The sequence below is a fragment of the Halomonas hibernica genome, assembly GCF_013183775.1.
GTDB classification, from domain to species: Bacteria; Pseudomonadota; Gammaproteobacteria; order Pseudomonadales; family Halomonadaceae; genus Vreelandella; species Vreelandella citrativorans.
On record NZ_VIFN01000005.1, the window covers coordinates 233,665 to 251,594 of the forward strand.

The following is a 17,930-nucleotide window of genomic DNA, read 5'->3' on the forward strand; positions in this document are numbered from 1 at the left end:
CGCGTTATTTCTTATGTTTATTCAAACGACACAACATGGATTGTGAATCATTTCTGCCCCAGAGAACGCAAATAGCCTTTTGTATCCTGCGGCTTCAGACAACCAAGAGGCACAGGCGCCCATGAGCATCAAGGCGACCCACCCACCCGACACCCCGCTCTATCCTATCCGGGAAGTCTCCCGTTTAACGGGTGTGAATTCGGTCACCCTGCGCGCCTGGGAGCGTCGCTACGGTTTGATTCGCCCTAAACGTACACCTAAAGGGCATCGCTTATACGCCCAGGATGATATCACCCGCATTGAACGTATTTTGCAGTGGCTCAACCGTGGTGTTCCCGTTAGCCAAGTCGTTGACCTGCTTGACCAGCCAGAAACGGTAGAAGCCCCCGCGCCCAACGCCGGCGATTGGATTAGCCAGCGTCAGCAACTGCAGTTGGCGATAGAAGCGCTCGACTTACCCAGGCTTGAGACGCTTTATTATCAGAGCCTGGCCCTGTACCCGCTAAGCACAGCAGTAAGCGAGCTCTGGCAGCCGGTCATCCTGGCACTGGAAACCAAGTGGACGATTCAGCCAGACATTTTGGCACGGCGGACACTTGAAGCCTTTTTACGTAGTCAAGTGGGCACACGCCTTCATTACGCGAACCAGGCCACGCGTGGGCCTTTATTGCTGCTGACTGCCATGCCCGACGATCAAGGCCCTCTATGGGTATTAATGGTCGCCTTGATGGCCAGTGAGCAGGGTTACCGTATACAGATGTTTGATCACACGCTGCCTCTTGAAGCATTGCCCCAAGCGGTGACACGGCTACATGCCTCAATGGTGCTGCTAACGAGCGGCCAACGAGAAAGCGATAGTTATATTCATACGGCGCTACCCAATGCAGCCGAGGCGCTTAGCGTTCCACTGGGTATATGCGGTGAAGTCGCTCGGCTGCGTGATAGAGAGCTGCGTGACAGCCCCGTGCATACGCTAGGTGACGAGCTCCCCCAAGCCATTGCACGACTGCGCCCATTGCTACGTGAGTCTGGCGTTTTATAGACCATTTAACACTTCGTGCCAGCGATGGACTTTAAATGTCGTTAGATGAGTGGCCGCACGGAGATGGTTTTTGAAATGGTTTTTCACCGCGCCGGAGGCAACATGGACGTTCAATTAGTTTGGTTACGTAGCGATCTGCGCATTCATGACAACACAGCCTTGGCTGCTGCAGCGACTAAAGGCCCGGTGATTGCCGTCTTTCTTCGCAGCGTGGCCCAGTGGCAATCCCACGGCCATGGTGCTAACAAGATCGACTTTTGGGCGCGCGGTGTAGCGGCCGTTAAAGATGCCCTTCACGGGCTTAACATTCCTCTCTTGCACCGCGACATCGGCCACTATCGGGAGGCGCCCAAGGCGCTCCTCGACATTGCCCGCGAGCATTCGGTTAAACAGCTGCACTTTAACTACCAATACCCGTTAAACGAACAGCAGCGCGATAACGCGGTGTTGGGCGCCTTTAAAGAAGCCGGCATTACCGCTCATGGGTATCATGACAGCGTGGCGTTCGCGCCCGGCACGCTGCTAACCGGCAAAGGCGACTATTACGGTATTTTTACGCCTTTTTCCAAGGCCTGGCATAAGCAGATCAGTGCTGAACAGCTGGCTTTACGCGATACGCCAGAACCTCAACAGCGTTTACCGATTAAAAGCGATACATTACCAGATCTCCCTAGGCTCGATGACACACCGGTCGATCATCAACAATGGCCTGCTGAAGCGGAAATAGCAGGCGATTACCTGGCACGGTTTTTACGTTTTCGTGGCCGCCACTACCGCCAGCAGCGCGACATTCCAAGTGTATGCGGCACCAGCGAGCTTTCACCTTACCTCGCACTGGGGATGATATCGCACCGCCAGTGCATGCAAGCGGTGATGAGCGAGAACAGCGGACACTTGGCCGATGGCGATGCCGGGCTTACCACATGGGTCAACGAGCTTATCTGGCGCGAGTTTTATCAGCACGTTGCGGTAGGCTTTCCTGAGGTATGCCGCCATCAACCGTTCCAGAAGCATACCCAACAGATTGCCTGGCGCGATGATGACGCAGGTTTTAACGCTTGGTGCGAAGGACGCACAGGCTACCCGCTGGTGGATGCCGCGATGCGCCAGTTGGTCGCCACGGGGTGGATGCATAACCGACTACGCATGGTGACAGCGATGTTTTTGAGCAAGCATTTGCTGATCGATTGGCGACGCGGCGAGGCGTTCTTTATGCGCCACCTGGTAGACGGTGAGTTTTGCGCTAATAACGGTGGCTGGCAATGGGCGGCGTCAACAGGCACCGACTCAGCACCTTATTTTCGAATCTTTAACCCTACCACCCAATCCAAACGCTTTGACCCAGACGGGGAGTTTATTGCTCGCTGGCTCCCTGAGCTTGGCACATTGCCGGCCAAGGCGCGCCATGCGCCGCCGCACGATATGCTTGCCCAATTGGATTACCCTGAGCCCATCGTTGAGCATAAGGCAGCTCGTCAGCGGGCGTTAGATGCCTTTAAAGCCCTTTCCAAATCGCCAGGCGGCTAGACCGCTGCCGCTGCAAGGAGCGGCGGTGCCCAGTGCTGTTCTAGCTCAGCGGCAGGCAACGGCCTGGCGAAATAGAAGCCTTGCACGATAGTGCAGCCCGCATCCACCAGAAACAGGCACTGCTCCAGGGTTTCGACCCCTTCGGCGACGACGTCAAGCCCCATACCTTCGGCCATCGCGAGCACCGCCTTAACGATAGCGGCGTCCGCTTTGCTATTGGGCAATTCTCGGATAAACGCACGATCCAGCTTGATTTTATCGACCGGCAGCCGCTTAAGATAACCAAGCGACGAGTAGCCGGTTCCGAAGTCATCGATGGCAATGGCGTAGCCCTGATCACTTAAGGCTTTTAATCGAGGCCCCATATCGCCTGCACGTTCATCCAGCAGCACCGATTCGGTTAGCTCCAAACCAATCTGTGAAGGTTTCAGCTGGTAGCGCTTTAAGCACGTGTTTAGCTGGGTTTCCAAATCGCCCTGAAAGAGCTGCAGCGCGGAAATATTGATCCAGATGGTCAACCCTGACATGCCGCTGTGTTGCCAATGGGCCTGCTGAGCGCAAGCCTTTTCAATCACCCAGCTTCCCAGTTCTGCCATTAACCCATGGCGTTCGGCCAAGGGGATAAAATCGCCCGGTGAAATCATGCCATCCAAGGGATGTCGCCAGCGTAATAGCGCCTCCATCCCCAACAACTCACCGGTGCCGGGGTGGTGCTGGGTTTGGTAATGTAGCTCGAGTTGATCGCCAGATATCAACGCGGCACGCAGGTCACTGACCAGAGCAAGCTGTGGGTTATCCTGCTTATCCAGCGCCGGGCGAAAACGCAGGCTATGGTTACGGCCTAATCGTTTGGCACTATAAAGTGCCGACTCCAAACGCTGAAAAAGCACCCCCGAATCACGCCCATCTTCTGGAGCACGGCAACTGCCAATGGTAATGCCCAAGCGCAGCAGGTGATCACTCACTTCAAAAGGCCGACACATATGCTCACGCAGTGATGCAATCCATGGGTCGTGATCATCAAACGTGGTGGTACGGATAACCATGAATTCATCACCTCCCAAACGCCCGACCACGCTACCCGCGACATAGCCTGCAAGCCGCTGGGCAAAACACGCCAGCAGGCGGTCGCCTTGCTCGACGCCCAGGCTATCGTTAACCGACTTCAAACCATCGATATCGATCAGAGCAATATCTAAACTCTCACCTGCGCGTAAATGGCGCAAGCGAGATGTCATTAAGTCGTGCAGGCGGCGACGGTTGGGCAAGCCGGTTAGTGGGTCTTCGTATCCAATGCGCCGCAAATCATGTTCGCGGGCTTTTTGCGCTGAGATATCGGTGAACAGGCTAATAAAGTGGCTAATATTGCCCTGTTTATCGGTAACCGCGCGTACTTTTAACCATTCAGGATACTCATCGCCGTGTTTGCGGCGATTCCACATTTCCCCTTCCCAGCGTCCCGTCGCTTTTAGCGTGCTCCAAAAGTTTTGATAAAACACTTTATCGTGACGAGGAGCGGCCAGTGTTTCCAGCTTGCGGCCCACTATTTCCTGGCTGTTGTAGCCGGTAATTTCTGTAAAGGCTGGATTAACGGCCATGATCCGATTATCGGCATCACAGACCACTATCGCATCGCTTGCCAGGTTAATTGCGCTTTGGGACAGTTGATAACGCTGGCGCTGCTGACGCACTTGGCGCCACACATCCCACACCCCAAAAATAACCAGGCTCACAGCTACCATGCGTAACATCGCATCGGTTAACCAGATACAAGCTGGCAGCGCCGCTAATGCTACCCAAGCCAACGGTCGATTAAGAGAAATTGGTAGCCACATGGCGGTTCGCTATATCCTGTCACTAAAAACTAACACTAATTAAATAAACCTAATTTTCTAGCAGCATACCCATCCTGCCCTGGACCAAAGGCTTGAATAACGCATATAACGTTAATAAGCCGTTTATCCAGGCCAACTTACTGATGCCGATGGGGCGTAAAAGCTTACCTTAAAACCTCTATTACTTAATAAAAAAACGTTCGATGTACGCGATAGGTAGTGACTTACGTGCATTCGTCTGTTTCGGGAAGTAGACTAGCTAGACCTTGCGGGCCGTGTCTCGACACTGCATTTCCGTGCTATGCTCCGGTGCTACACCTCAGCTATAGGTGCCGCACGCGGCCAACAATCATTTTGAAACTCGGAACGATTCAGTGACCAAGCAACATTCCTTTGATCGCGAAGAACTGCTGGCCTGCTCACGCGGCGAGCTATTTGGACCCGGTAACGCTCAGCTTCCGGCTCCCAACATGCTAATGCTCGACCGTATCGCACACATTCATGAAGAAGGCGGTGAGTACGGCAAAGGCGAGCTGATCGCCGAGCTGGATATCTCTCCTGACTTGTGGTTTTTTGACTGCCACTTTCCAGGTGATCCGGTGATGCCCGGCTGCCTGGGCCTGGATGCCATGTGGCAGTTAGTGGGTTTCTACCTGGGGTGGCTGGGTCACCCAGGGCGCGGACGCGCACTTGGCTGTGGCGAGGTAAAATTCAGTGGCCAGATCATGCCAGATGCGAAAAAAGTAACTTACCGCATTAATATAAAGCGTATTATTACCCGTCGACTTATTTTGGGCATTGCTGACGGCACCGTTTCCGTCGACGGACGCGATATATACCAGGCTAATGATTTACGCGTTGGCCTATTCACCTCTACTGCGAATTTCTAACAGGAGGCTCCCATGCGACGAGTGGTAGTCACCGGCCTTGGCATTGTGTCGTGCTTAGGCAACGACCAGCAACAGGTCTTGGACGCTCTCCAAAACGGGCGCAGCGGTATTCGTTTTAAGGAAGAGTACGCTGAACGCGGCTTTCGTAGCCATGTTGCGGGCAGTGTCGATATCGATCTGGCCCCCCTTATCGACCGTAAACTGCGCCGCTTTATGGGCGATGCTGCAGCGTATGCCTATGTATCCATGGCTCAGGCCATTGAAGACTCAGGGCTTTCCGAAGAACAGGTTTCCAACGAACGTACCGGCCTTATTGCAGGCTCCGGCGGCGCTTCTAGTGCTAATCAGGTCGAAGCGGCTGACGCCATGCGTGAGAAAGGCTTGCGCCGCGTTGGCCCTTACCGCGTTACCCGCACAATGGGCAGCACGGTCTCAGCCTGTTTAGCAACTCCGTTTAAAATCAAAGGCGTAAACTACTCAATCTCATCTGCCTGTGCCACCTCGGCACACTGTATCGGCAGCGCGATGGAGCAGATTCAGCTCGGCAAGCAGGACGTGGTTTTTGCCGGCGGCGGTGAAGAGGAGCACTGGACCCTCTCGTGCTTGTTTGATGCCATGGGAGCGCTCTCTACCCATTACAACGATACGCCTGAAAAAGCCTCGCGCCCCTACGATCAGGCGCGCGATGGCTTTGTTATCGCTGGCGGTGGCGGCATGCTGGTATTAGAAGAGCTGGAGCATGCCAAGGCCCGCGGCGCTAAAATATATGGCGAGCTGGTAGGCTATGGCGCCACCTCTGACGGCCATGACATGGTTGCTCCTTCCGGCGAAGGCGCGGTGCGCTGCATGCATCAGGCGATGGCGACCGTGGAAGGCGATATTGACTACATCAATACTCACGGCACCTCAACGCCTGTAGGCGATGTAGCTGAGCTAAAAGCGGTACGTGCCGTGTTTGGCAACTCCACGCCTGCGATGAGCTCAACCAAGTCGCTGACGGGCCACTCTCTGGGCGCTACCGGTGTTCAGGAAGCCATCTACTCACTGCTGATGATGCAACACAACTTTGTTGCCGCCTCTGCCAATGTTGAACACCTCGACGAGCAGGCAGACGGCTTTGATATTGTGACAACACGGCGTGACGATGTGGCGCTTGAACGCATCCTGTCGAATAGCTTTGGTTTTGGCGGCACTAATGCCTGCCTGGTCTTCCAGCGCTATAACGACTGAGCAATGCCTTAATGGCTGACGAGTTGTAGCAGTAATAAAACGGCGCCTTATCAAGGCGCCGTTTTTGCTGTTAGCGTTTGTCGCTATTCATGGCGAGCTACCCGCCCTCAGGGTCTTTGGCTAGTCGACGGGCGCGGCACCTCTGAAATCTCCTGCAACTGCGCCTCTATCCAGGCTTCAACGTCGGCCAGTACCTCATCAGGTGTGCGCCCTTCGGTCTCAATTGGCGGACCAATGCGTACCCGCAGCACCCCAGGCTGCTTCACCCAGTGGCGCCCAGGCCAGCGTTCGCCTGCGTTATGTGCGATTGGTAGCACTGGCACACCCGCGCGGCAAGCCACCACGCTGCCGCTCTTGTTATAGCGCTTACGCACACCGGGGTCGACTCGCGTGCCTTCCGGGAAAATCAGCACTGAAAGACCCGTTCCTAGCCGTTCCACACCTTGCGTCAGCACCTGTTTCAAGGCACGCGCGGGCTTGGAACGGTCCAGGCTAATCGGTTTTAGCAGGCGCAATCCCCAGCCAAAAATCGGGATATGCAGAAGCTCTTGCTTAAGCACCGTGCATACCGGCGGCTTCATGACTTGAAGAAAAACCGTTTCCCACTCGCACTGATGGTTCGCCTGAATTACACAAGGCCCATCCGGAATACGCTCGCGCCCCTGAATATCGTAGCGAACCCCACAGGCTAGTTGAAACCAGGCCACTAAAAAGTGGTTATACAGGTTCAACAGCCGGTAGCGGCCTGCCAACGGTAAAAAAGGGGCGATGGGTAGAAACAGCACGCCAATAATCAGCATGGCAAGAAAGTACCCGGCATAAAACACCAGGCTACGAACCACATTGGTCAAACGGACTCTCCTGTACTAGCGTCTTGCTGGCCATCACGCGTTAAACACCAGGCATCCAGCATACGCCCCACCTCTAGCCGCCACGGCTTTTGATGCACACCAAAGACATCCAGTACCCGGCGACAATTTAAAACACGCCGCAGTTTTGCATCGTGATGATGATTAAGGGCCGTGACTTCGCCAAGCTCAATTTGCTCACCACGGCCTTCCAGATGCGTTGCCAACTGAGTACGCACCATGGAGCTAAACGTAAACACACTGACAGGTTCAGTGCCTGCCAAATGGTAGGCCCCCCACGCGTTGGCGCCACACGCCTGCTGCTGAAGCATGCCTACCAGTGCCATAGCGACCGCATCGGCTGACGTTGGGCAACACACGACATCTTCTGCGGCCCGCACACTTTGCCCTGTCACCAGGCTATCCAGCATTTCATTCAACCAGGCGTGGCTACCTTCAAGCGCAAACAAGGGACCCAGACGAATGATCAGATGGTGATGATGCTCTGCCCGAATACGGTCCCCCGTGGCAACCAGGCGCCGCAAACACTCATCACGCGGAGTCGGTACTACGTGCTCGTCGATAGGCTCATCAAAACCATCCTCATAGAGCTGGTCTGAAACACACCACACCAGCGGCACCGACTGCGCAAGACATGCCTCCAGGCAGCGGTCAACCGCGTCAGCATGTGCGCCTACCTCGGCGGGTGTCATGTTCAGCGGCTGCGCCAGCGCTGGAATAACCACCGCATCCGGGGCAATCTCGTGTAACTGCGCCGCCGTTATGGTGGTGTCCTGCTCAATCACCAGCTCCATATCCGCACGACGGTTTACTTCCCGGGCCAGTGCCAAACTTAAGCAGTGCCCGGAATTCAGTATTAGCAGTTTCAAGACAGACCCCTTCTATCAACGAACATAGCGTAATGGGCTTGATCAGCCGCTTTAGAACGGGATTTCGTCGTCGAAATCGTCAAAGCTGCCCGGATCAGGCGCGCCATAGTTGCTGTTCTGTTGGCCTTGCTGAGGGACAGCATTTCCCTGGCGAGCGGGCTGGGCCTGCTGGGGCGCAGGTTGGGGGCGAGAAGCCTGCTGACCACCCTGCTGAGGATTGCTCTGCCCCTGGTTGCCTGGGTTGTTATTGCCATACCCTTGGCCGCCAAAGTTATTGCCCTGTGGAGCACCACCTTGCTGGGGATACCCCCCTTGAGGCGCCGCGCCTTGAGCCATGCCGCCCTGGTTACCAGGGTAATTATTCTGCGGTGCGTTGCCGCCCTGGAAGTCACCGGAACGGCTATCCAGCATCTGCATATCGTTGGCAACGATTTCAGTGCTGTAACGATCCTGGCCGTTTTGATCCTGCCATTTACGTGTTTGCAAGCGCCCTTCGATATAGACCTTGGAGCCTTTTTTCAAATACTGCTGGGCAATTTCAGCCGTTTTATTAAACAGCACGATCCGGTGCCACTCAGTACGCTCCTGGCGCTGGCCGCTTTGGCGGTCCATCCACGTATCAGAGGTGGCCAGATTCAAGTTGGCCACTGCCGTACCGCTGGGCGTAAAGCGCATCTCAGGATCTTGCCCGAGGTTACCGATCAGAATCACTTTGTTGATACCGCGAGCCATAAGGCGCTCCTTCCATTGTGTTGCGTATAGATAAACATCGACGCGATCATGCCTACACTGCCGATATCACTGATTATTGCCTGCGGCTGGCAGCCAGCCGCATTAGGATTTGGGGGGAATCAGCCTGGCCAGCGCCGCCCTATCAAGCTGCTGACGATTCACTTTTAAATAGACCAGATGTTCTTCGGGCACCAGCATGACATCTTCGACGCCCACAACCTCTGCCAGCCGCTCCATCAACACATCCAGCGTATCTGGCAGCGCGTCATTTAAGTCCACCACCTCGCTGGAGAGCGGCGGTGGTGAGGGCATTTTCCACATCGCAAGCCACCATAGCAGAGCCAGTGCCGCACAGCCGATAAAAACGGCATCAAGGCCCCACACATTCGCCAATAGTCCTCCCAGCGTACCGCCCAGAAAAGCCCCTAAAAACTGGCTTGTAGAGTACACGCCCATGGCGGTGCCTTTAGCGCCAGCGGGAGCAAGCTTACTGAGCATTGATGGCAGCGTCGCTTCCAGCAGATTAAAACCGGTAAAGAAAATAAACAGCCCAACAAACAGCCAGTGCCCATGAGAGAACGACGACCCAAGCCCGCCCAGGCTTACCGTAATGGCGCCAATAGCCAACAGGCACACGACTTTAATCTGCTGCTTTTTCTCGGCCACTATCATGAGCGGCACCATGGCAACAAATGAAAGCCCCATAATGCCCAGGTACGCCAAACCGTGATGCGCCAGCGGTATCCCGGCCTCCTGCAACCGAAAGGGCACCGCGACAAAAATAGCCATCAGCACCAGATGTAGTGTAAAAATCGACAGGTCCAGACGCCACAGATCAGGGCGCATAATCACACTTTTAACCTGCTGACGATCCATCCCCACATCACGGTGGCGCAGCCGCCGAGGAGCGGGCGGCACCCAGCGCCACAGAACGACTAGCCCTAAAAGGGTTAGCAGCGCGGTAAACCAGAACACGCCGGAAAGCCCCGCCCATGAGGCAAGCCAAGGGCCCACGACCATGGCAATACCAAACGAGATGCCAATCGACAGCCCGATGGTTGCCATTGCCGCCGTACGCACCTGTTCGCGCGTTTGGTCGGCAAGCAGTGCCATGATGGCCGCCGCCACCGCACCACCGCCCTGCAAGGCTCGCCCAATAATAACCCCACCGATGGAGTCGGCCATCGCGGCCACCACACTGCCTATGGCGAAAACAAGCAGCCCAAAGGCGATAACCCGTTTACGCCCAATGCGGTCTGACAGCCAACCAAACGGAATTTGCAGTATGGCCTGGGTAAGCCCATAAACACCTAATGCAAAGCCCACCAGCAAGGGTGTCGCCCCTTCAAGCGCGTCGGCATACAGCGCCAGCACCGGCAACACCATGAAAAGCCCCAACATACGAGACGCATAAAGCCCAGCCAAGCCGCTGATTGCACGACGCTCAGAGGCCATTAGCAGTGCGGAAACCTTGCGCATAATGCCCTTGTGTATGGTGGATAAGGTAATTTTCTCGGAGAACCCCCCATTCTAGCGGTTTGCAACCACGCTGGAAACGCTGTCCTGCGTTAACGGATAACAAAGCGTTTTTGCCGAGAGGGGGTGGCAAACGTATAATTACTTTTTTGCCGCGCGAGTCGAGGTGTTGATGGACAGCATTCTGGTCAGGGGTGCACGCACCCACAACCTCAAGCAGATCGATGTGGAACTGCCCCGCGACAAGCTGATTGTGATTACCGGCCTATCCGGTTCGGGAAAATCGTCGCTGGCGTTCGATACGCTGTATGCCGAAGGGCAGCGACGCTATGTAGAGTCGCTCTCTACCTATGCGCGCCAGTTCCTGTCGATGATGGAGAAACCCGATGTGGATCACATCGCGGGACTTTCGCCTGCAATCTCCATTGAGCAGAAATCCACCTCTCACAACCCGCGCTCAACCGTGGGTACCATCACCGAAATATACGACTATCTGCGCTTGCTGTTTGCCCGTGCGGGCACCCCACGCTGCCCAGAACACGGCGAAGAGCTTGAAGCCCAAACCATTTCACAGATGGTCGACCAGGTAATGAATCTGGCCGAGGGCACCAAGCTGATGCTGTTGGCGCCTGTGGTTAAAGGCCGCAAGGGAGAACACTTGCAGCTGCTTGCCGAGCTTCGCGCTCAAGGGTTTGTGCGTGCGTTAATCGACGGCCAAGTGCTGGAGCTTGACGATATCGCACCGCTGGATAAACGTAAAAAGCACGATATCAGCGTTGTGGTTGATCGTTTCAAAGTGCGCGACGATATCGCCCAGCGCCTGGCAGAATCTTTTGAGACGGCCATCAATCTCGCCGATGGCACCGCCATGATTCATTTTATGGACGGCGAGCAGGAAGACATGGCGTTTTCATCACGCTTTGCCTGCCCGGTCTGCGGCTATTCGCTGTCAGAACTTGAACCTCGCATGTTCTCGTTCAACAACCCTGCGGGTGCCTGCCCGACCTGTGATGGTTTGGGCATACAGCAGTATTTTGACCCTGAAAAGCTGATTAGCCATCCTGAGCTCTCGTTAGCAGAAGGCGTCATTAAAGGCTGGGATCGGCGCAATATTTATTATTTCACTCAGCTACAAGCGCTCGCCAAGCACTATCAGTTTGAGCTGGAAACGCCCTGGAAAGATTTGGCGCGTCACGAACGTGACATCATTCTTAGCGGCAGCGGTGATGAACAGATTCCCTTTGCCTATGTAGGCGACCGGGGGCGCAAGGTCACTCGCGAGCATTCCTTTGAGGGTGTGCTGCCCAATATGCAGCGCCGTTATCGGGAAACCGAGTCCAACATGGTGCGCGAAGACCTGGCCAAGTACATCGCCCTGCAGCCCTGCGCCACGTGTCACGGTACGCGATTGCGCAAAGAGTCGCGTCATGTGTTTGTGGATGACCGTAATATCGCCGACGTAGTGCGCACACCAATTGGCGAGGCGCAGCGCTACTTTGCAACGCTTAGCCTGCCTGGCCGCAAAGGCGAAATTGCCGACAAAATTGTTCACGAGATCCAGGCCCGCCTGGAGTTTCTGGTAAACGTAGGGCTTGATTACCTGAATCTTGAGCGTAGCGCCGACACCCTTTCCGGCGGTGAAGCCCAGCGGATCCGCCTGGCAAGCCAGATTGGCGCGGGGTTGGTGGGCGTCATGTACATTCTTGATGAACCCTCCATTGGCTTGCACCAGCGCGACAACGACCGGCTATTGAAAACCCTGGAGCGCCTGCGCGACTTGGGCAACACCGTGATTGTGGTAGAGCATGACGAAGATGCCATTCGCGCCGCTGACCACGTATTGGACATTGGCCCAGGCGCCGGTGTGCACGGTGGCGAGATTGTCGCCCAGGGCACGCCTCAGGACGTTATGGACAACCCCAACTCGCTGACCGGCCAGTACTTAACCGGCACCCGCGAGATCAGCGTGCCGCCCTACCGCATTCCCGGCAATCCCGAAAAACAGCTGGTGCTACGCGGTGCCACTGGCAATAACCTGCAGGATGTAACGCTCAGCCTGCCACTGGGGCTGTTCATTGCAATTACCGGCGTATCCGGGTCGGGTAAATCCACACTGATCAACGGCACGCTAATGCCGATTGCCGCGCGGGAGCTTAATCGAGCAACAACCTTGACGGCGGCACCTTACGAAAAAATCGAAGGGCTCGATCAGCTTGATAAAGTGATCGATATTGATCAAAGCCCAATTGGCCGCACACCACGCTCCAACCCCGCCACCTATACCGGTATTTTCACACCTATCCGTGAGCTGTTTGCCGGTACCCAGGAAGCTCGCTCGCGTGGCTACAAGCCAGGCCGCTTTAGCTTCAACGTTAAGGGTGGCCGCTGCGAGGCATGCCAGGGCGAAGGCATGATCAAGGTCGAGATGCACTTTTTGCCGGATATCTACGTTCCCTGCGACGTTTGTAAAGGCAAGCGCTATAACCGCGAGACGCTGGATATCCACTACAAGGGTAAAACGATCCACGAAGTGTTGGAGATGACGGTTGAGGATGCACTTGAGTTCTTTAGCCCGGTACCGGCGATCGCGCGCCGCCTGCAAACGTTACTGGATGTAGGGCTTTCCTACATCCGCTTGGGCCAGAGCGCCACCACTCTTTCAGGTGGCGAGGCGCAGCGGGTCAAGCTGGCTCGTGAGCTTGCCAAACGTGACACCGGCAAGACGCTGTATATCCTGGATGAACCTACAACCGGACTTCACTTTGAAGATATTCGTCAGCTACTGACCGTATTGCATCGTTTGCGCGACCACGGCAATACCATCGTGGTCATCGAGCACAACCTGGATGTGATCAAGACGGCTGACTGGATTGTCGACCTGGGCCCGGAAGGCGGTTCCGGCGGCGGGCAAATCATCGCCGAAGGCACGCCGGAACAGATCGTCAAGCAGCACGCTTCACATACCGGACGCTTTCTCTCTCCGCTACTTGAACGCGGCAACCGCGCCGCTTCGTAATCGGGCGTTTCAGGGTGGGCATGCGCCCACCCTGAACGTGATTTTATGCCATAATTTAGCCGATTCGCCCCTGTATCAAGGTCATCGGGCAGTGCAGTGCGCGATTAATTGCTTATCGTCATTCGCCAAATAACTTGATATTTGTTAGGCAACACTCATGGAGATCAAGCTGTGAGCGAAGATCAAAGCTGCATTCTTCACCACTTCAGCCACTACTGCTCATTAAGCTCGGCAGATAAAGCCCTGTTAGCGTCCCTGGAAGAGAGCCCTACGGATATCACAGCGGGCTCACTGCTATGGGAACTCGGTGATCCGGCTGGCGAATTTTGCACCTTGAAAAGTGGTTGGGCCTACTCCTATCGCCACCTTGAAAACGGTGATCGACAGATTCTGGAAATTTATTTGCCTGGCGATATTATTGGCCTGCGTGAGTTCGCGTTTTCACAACGTCTGGAAAGTGTTCGCATGATTACAGATGGCGTAATATGCCATTTTCCTCACAAACGCCTGCTTGAAGTATTTCGTCAGTCGGTGCCACTAACCTCGGTGGTATTTGCGATCACCAGCCGTCACCAGGCACTGCTCACCGAGCGATTAGTAACGCTTGCCCGACGCAGCGCTCGGCAAAAAACAGCGCACTTCCTGTACGAAATGTATTTGAGACTGCGCCAGACCAATAGCCATACCGACGGGCAGTTTCGACTCCCGCTCTCTCAAGAGCAGCTGGCTGACATTCTGGGCTTAAGCCCTGTGCATGTTAGCCGCACCTTTAGCTTGCTGAGCGAAGAAGGTCTGGTATTTCGTGATCGTCACAACGTTACGATTCCTGATCTTCAAGCACTGGCGGCAGTCGGCGAGTTTGATGACTGTTATCTTAATGACGACGTTAGGCCATTACTCGAACTTTCTGCCTAGCGGCCACTACCACGTGCAGCCTACGGGCGGTAGTGGTTTATAGAAAGCACCCGGCGCCTTTGCTGCGGGTAACCCCGTCATAAACGCTGGGCTTTTCTTACCCAACCTTGATGTGCTGACATGACACCCTATTCAACAGCCTTGGCAAGCGCCACCCTTCTACTTATTGCACCGTTAACACAGGCGGCGAACTTTAATATGGAGGACATACAGTCGCATGGCCAGTGGCAATCAATGACATTAACGCTGGGTAACGAGCACCACTTTCGCGCCGTTGAAACCCATAGCTATTCCGACGCGACACTCAGCCTGAATGCCACCCAAAACGTGTGTGATTTACCGTGGCTTGAAGTGCGTGTCACGCTGGAGGAGCAGCAAGGCGAAAGTAAAACCGTCAATCTGGTGCCGACCCGACTGCGTATCGATGAGCAGCCCGCGGTAGATACCATGGCAGAGTTCATCACCGAGCGAGGCGATAACGGCTTTTACGTACACTTTTATCTTGCTGATATGCAGACGCTGATGCGCCAGATGGAACAAGGTGAGCAACTTTTCCTGGGGTTTGATCGAGGCGAACAGCCCCCCTGGTACATGACGTTTCAGCTTGAAGGCGCCCATCAAGCGATTGAGCGCATGCAAACGCTATGTGAAACCGCGTCGCCCTGAAAGCCGCTGGATTAAACGCTTCCCCAGCAGTTGGGTAAGCGTTACCGATTGGCGTGAGAGTCCCATCAGCGCGGCCAGGTTTGTACTGGCCGCTTGGATGCGCCGACGATCGGCATCAAGCACCAACAGGGCAGCATACGACTGCAGCAGAAGGGGATGCTTAGACACAAACCCAGCCTTGAGTCCCATTCACCCTTCTGGCTGTTGTCGTAACAACAGTTCAACGCGCCGGTTAGCAGCTCGCCCTTCAGGTGTTGCGTTGCTTTCCATAGGTTGAGTATCCGCATAACCAACGGCTCGCATACGAGAAATAGCGATACCCTGACGTTCCAGGTGGCGCATAACGGCAATCGCACGTCCGGCGGAGAGCTCCCAGTTGGAAGGGAACCGGGTGGTCGCAATAGGAAGATTGTCAGTGTGCCCTTCAACGGAAATCTGACCATCAAAGGCCGCGAACACATCGATAAGGCTTTCTATCACCTCCTGGCCTAGAGAGGTAAGCACTGCCTCACCACTGGGAAATAAAAGGCTATCATCAATGCGTAGCGTTACGCCCTCCTGGCCCTGCGATACGCTGACACCAGGAATATCCAATGCCGCCATTTGGGGCTGTAACCCGCTATGACGTGGGTGAATGCCGGTGGCAAGCGTTGCCAAGGGCAGTGAGCTAATCACGCTGGACATGGACGCCTTCTCGCCCTTAAGTGCTTCATTACCACCGGGGGGAGCCAAGGCCAGCAACAAGACAAACAGCGTAATCAGTAGGGTGAGCACGTCCAGGTAACTGGTCAGCCAGCTCTCATCGCTTTCACCCTGCCCGGCGGGAAGCTCCAGCGCATGGCGCGTATTGCTATCCAGCATCGTCTTAGCCCTTTGCCGTCGCGCTTGGTGTATCAGGCCGGGGCTTTATAGTGGCATCGCGAATCTCATCGTTATAGTTGGCGATAAATGAATTGAGCGTTTCCTCAATAAAAGAGGGCAGGCGGCGCTTGGTGATCAATGAAATACCTTCCAGCACCATGTTCATGGTAATCAGGCGCTCTTCAGTACGTCGTTCTAGCTTAACCGCGATGGGTTTAAACACCAGGTTCGCCAGCAAGATACCGTAGAAGGTGGTGAGCAGCGCCACCGCCATACGGGGGCCAATGACATCCAGGTCACCGGCATCCATGACTTCCAGCATATTAACCAATCCCACCAGCGTGCCAATCATGCCAAACGCTGGCGCGTAGGTCGCCATGGTGCGAAAAATCTGGGCTTCTGCGTGCTCGCGGGCCTTGAGCCGGGCAATCCGCCAACGCAGCATGTCGAAGATCTCATCTTCTTTGGTATTGGCAATGACTAACTGAATACCGGTACGTAAAAACGGATTGCGCGTATGCTCCAACTCGTTTTCGACTGCACGCACATCGCCTTTAAACCATAGCCGGGACATGGCGACCAGCTCGTTGATATCGTCGCGTATATAGGTGTTTTCACGCCGAAAGACAAGCCCTACCAGGCGTACAACGCGTAACACCTCTTTTAGCGGATAGCTTATAAAAGTAGCGGCCAGGGTACCGGTTATAACAATCGCCAGGCCCGGCAGATTGATAAAACTTTCGGGGGACTCCGCAGTAAAGAACAGCACGCTTACTAGCAGCAGCATACTGGCGAATATACCTATCAACGTGGACGGATTCATCAACGGCTCCTCGCCGGTTATTGTGAGTTAACGTATCGGTTGTTTAGGCTGAATCATGCAACCGGGCACGCAGACGGCTAATGGCTTGGCTATGCAGCTGAGACACGCGCGACTCCGTCACGCCCAGCACGGCGCCCACTTCTTTTAAATTCAGCTCTTCCTGGTAATAAAGTGCCATGAGCAGTTTCTCCCGCTCTGGCAACGCCTCAATGGCAGCAATCAATGTTTGTCGCTGCTGCTCATCCAGCAGCTTTTCAAACGGCAAGTTGCTCACATCAAAACTTACCGGCTCACCACCATCGGCAACCAACTCTTCAAACGGCAATAGCTGGCCACTATTGGTGTCGTTAAGCAGCTGTTGGTAATCACCCAGCGGCATCTCAAGCGCCAAGGCAATTTCACTCTCTTCCGGTGAGCGTCCGAGCTGCTGCTCTAGCCGCCGGATCGCGTCGTCCACAGCGCGCGCAGCGCGGCGCACGCTGCGTGGTAACCAATCCCGCGTACGCAGTTCATCGACCATCGCCCCACGGATACGCTGGCTGGCAAACGTCGCAAAGCTGGCACCATGAGCGGCATCAAAACGGCCCAGTGCTTCTAAAAGCCCTACCGTGCCCGCCTGAATAAGATCATCAAGTTCAATGCTTGCAGGCAACCTGACCTGCAGTGTTAAGGCGTGACGTCTTACCAGTGGCATGTATTGTGTGAATAGCTCGCCTTGCTTGATTCTGCCTTGTGCTGTGTACATCTTTTTGCCTCGCGGCTATACAACTTTTACTGATAGTTCACAATGACTTGCAGACCCTGAACACGAACTGGCCGCTGTCCAGGCAGTAACTTAAAACGAAACTGCAAAGGAGCACTTACCTGCCTTCCCGCCAGCTCGGTGACCGTTCCGCGCCCTCCCGAGAGCGCCACACACTGCTCCGGGTGGCATAGCCATGCGTTGATAGCGCTGCCCGGCGGCGTCTCAAGCTGCCAGTGTATCCGATCAATCACCCGATTGTGCACCTGTACAGAATCGGGTGGCGTCATTGACTGGCTACGGGTTTCTCGATCACTCATGGCCACCATCACACCAGGCACCGAGGTACTCCAACTGCCCGCCGCCTGAGCGCTACTGATGAGTCCTATCAACCCGCAAACACCCATCATCTTGAATAGCTTGCCTAACATGTCGAA

The 17,930-nt window shown here is 55.1% G+C and carries 17 protein-coding genes; 7 read left to right on the plus strand and 10 right to left on the minus strand.

What is annotated here, in order from left to right:
* The first annotated feature begins 121 nt into the window (after nucleotides 1-121).
* Both FKN99_RS10220 and phrB read left to right on the plus strand, forming a co-directional pair.
* Complete coding sequence (locus FKN99_RS10220) at nucleotides 122-1,042, plus strand: MerR family transcriptional regulator (RefSeq protein WP_172117737.1); 921 nt, start codon at nucleotides 122-124, stop codon at nucleotides 1,040-1,042.
* 102 nt (nucleotides 1,043-1,144) lie between these two features.
* Nucleotides 1,145-2,569 (plus strand): deoxyribodipyrimidine photo-lyase, encoded by a 1,425-nt coding sequence (gene phrB, locus FKN99_RS10225; RefSeq protein WP_172117738.1) that lies wholly within the window; start codon nucleotides 1,145-1,147, stop codon nucleotides 2,567-2,569.
* Here phrB and FKN99_RS10230 read toward each other — a convergent pair.
* Nucleotides 2,566-4,404, minus strand: coding sequence for a putative bifunctional diguanylate cyclase/phosphodiesterase (locus FKN99_RS10230; RefSeq protein WP_172117739.1), 1,839 nt, complete (start codon nucleotides 4,402-4,404; stop codon nucleotides 2,566-2,568). The genes phrB and FKN99_RS10230 overlap by 4 nt on opposite strands.
* A gap of 374 nt (nucleotides 4,405-4,778) precedes the next feature.
* Between FKN99_RS10230 and fabA the strand changes: the two genes are divergently transcribed.
* Both fabA and fabB read left to right on the plus strand, forming a co-directional pair.
* Nucleotides 4,779-5,294, plus strand: coding sequence for a 3-hydroxyacyl-[acyl-carrier-protein] dehydratase FabA (gene fabA / locus FKN99_RS10235; protein ID WP_172117740.1), 516 nt, complete (start codon nucleotides 4,779-4,781; stop codon nucleotides 5,292-5,294).
* A gap of 12 nt (nucleotides 5,295-5,306) precedes the next feature.
* Nucleotides 5,307-6,524, plus strand: coding sequence for a beta-ketoacyl-ACP synthase I (gene fabB / locus FKN99_RS10240; protein WP_172117741.1), 1,218 nt, complete (start codon nucleotides 5,307-5,309; stop codon nucleotides 6,522-6,524).
* A 107-nt stretch (nucleotides 6,525-6,631) separates the two neighbouring features.
* On the opposite strand, the gene FKN99_RS10245 is transcribed toward fabB, so the two are convergent.
* From FKN99_RS10245 to FKN99_RS10260, 4 genes are all read right to left on the minus strand, one after another.
* Entirely contained in the window at nucleotides 6,632-7,375 is a 744-nt protein-coding gene (locus tag FKN99_RS10245; RefSeq protein ID WP_172117742.1) for a lysophospholipid acyltransferase family protein, read from the minus strand.
* Nucleotides 7,372-8,262 carry a sugar nucleotide-binding protein gene (locus tag FKN99_RS10250; protein ID WP_172117743.1) on the minus strand — a complete coding sequence of 297 codons (891 nt, stop codon included), beginning with the start codon at nucleotides 8,260-8,262 and terminating at the stop codon, nucleotides 7,372-7,374. Before FKN99_RS10250 ends, FKN99_RS10245 begins: the two co-directional genes overlap by 4 nt.
* A gap of 51 nt (nucleotides 8,263-8,313) precedes the next feature.
* Nucleotides 8,314-8,994: a single-stranded DNA-binding protein gene (locus FKN99_RS10255; protein ID WP_172117744.1), complete on the minus strand. Its 681-nt coding sequence runs from the start codon at nucleotides 8,992-8,994 to the stop codon at nucleotides 8,314-8,316.
* Nucleotides 8,995-9,096: 102 nt separating this feature from the next.
* The gene (locus FKN99_RS10260; protein WP_172117745.1) at nucleotides 9,097-10,473 is read right to left on the minus strand and encodes an MFS transporter; all 1,377 of its coding nucleotides are present in this window, start codon (nucleotides 10,471-10,473) and stop codon (nucleotides 9,097-9,099) included.
* A 169-nt stretch (nucleotides 10,474-10,642) separates the two neighbouring features.
* Between FKN99_RS10260 and uvrA the strand changes: the two genes are divergently transcribed.
* The 3 genes from uvrA to FKN99_RS10275 all read left to right on the plus strand — a co-directional run bounded on the left by uvrA (nucleotide 10,643) and on the right by FKN99_RS10275 (nucleotide 15,067).
* Entirely contained in the window at nucleotides 10,643-13,486 is a 2,844-nt protein-coding gene (uvrA, locus tag FKN99_RS10265) for an excinuclease ABC subunit UvrA (RefSeq protein WP_172117746.1), read from the plus strand.
* Nucleotides 13,487-13,657: 171 nt separating this feature from the next.
* A complete protein-coding gene (locus FKN99_RS10270) occupies nucleotides 13,658-14,401 on the plus strand; it encodes a Crp/Fnr family transcriptional regulator (RefSeq protein ID WP_172117747.1) in 744 nt (247 codons plus the stop codon).
* 120 nt (nucleotides 14,402-14,521) lie between these two features.
* A complete protein-coding gene (locus FKN99_RS10275) occupies nucleotides 14,522-15,067 on the plus strand; it encodes a hypothetical protein (RefSeq protein ID WP_172117748.1) in 546 nt (181 codons plus the stop codon).
* On the opposite strand, the gene FKN99_RS10280 is transcribed toward FKN99_RS10275, so the two are convergent.
* Genes FKN99_RS10280 through FKN99_RS10300 form a run of 5 tightly spaced genes read right to left on the minus strand, consistent with a single transcriptional unit; the run spans nucleotide 15,044 to nucleotide 17,924 of the window.
* A complete protein-coding gene (locus tag FKN99_RS10280; RefSeq protein WP_319941277.1) occupies nucleotides 15,044-15,235 on the minus strand; it encodes a hypothetical protein in 192 nt (63 codons plus the stop codon). The genes FKN99_RS10275 and FKN99_RS10280 overlap by 24 nt on opposite strands.
* Nucleotides 15,236-15,256: 21 nt before the next feature.
* Complete coding sequence (locus FKN99_RS10285; protein WP_172117750.1) at nucleotides 15,257-15,928, minus strand: OmpA/MotB family protein; 672 nt, start codon at nucleotides 15,926-15,928, stop codon at nucleotides 15,257-15,259.
* Between the two features lie 4 nt (nucleotides 15,929-15,932).
* Nucleotides 15,933-16,751, minus strand: a complete 819-nt coding sequence (locus tag FKN99_RS10290; RefSeq protein ID WP_172117751.1) for a motility protein A — start codon at nucleotides 16,749-16,751, stop codon at nucleotides 15,933-15,935.
* A 43-nt stretch (nucleotides 16,752-16,794) separates the two neighbouring features.
* Nucleotides 16,795-17,496, minus strand: a complete 702-nt coding sequence (locus FKN99_RS10295; protein ID WP_172117752.1) for an RNA polymerase sigma factor FliA — start codon at nucleotides 17,494-17,496, stop codon at nucleotides 16,795-16,797.
* Between the two features lie 26 nt (nucleotides 17,497-17,522).
* Nucleotides 17,523-17,924 carry a flagellar protein FlhE gene (locus tag FKN99_RS10300; RefSeq protein WP_172117753.1) on the minus strand — a complete coding sequence of 134 codons (402 nt, stop codon included), beginning with the start codon at nucleotides 17,922-17,924 and terminating at the stop codon, nucleotides 17,523-17,525.
* Nucleotides 17,925-17,930 lie beyond the last annotated feature (6 nt).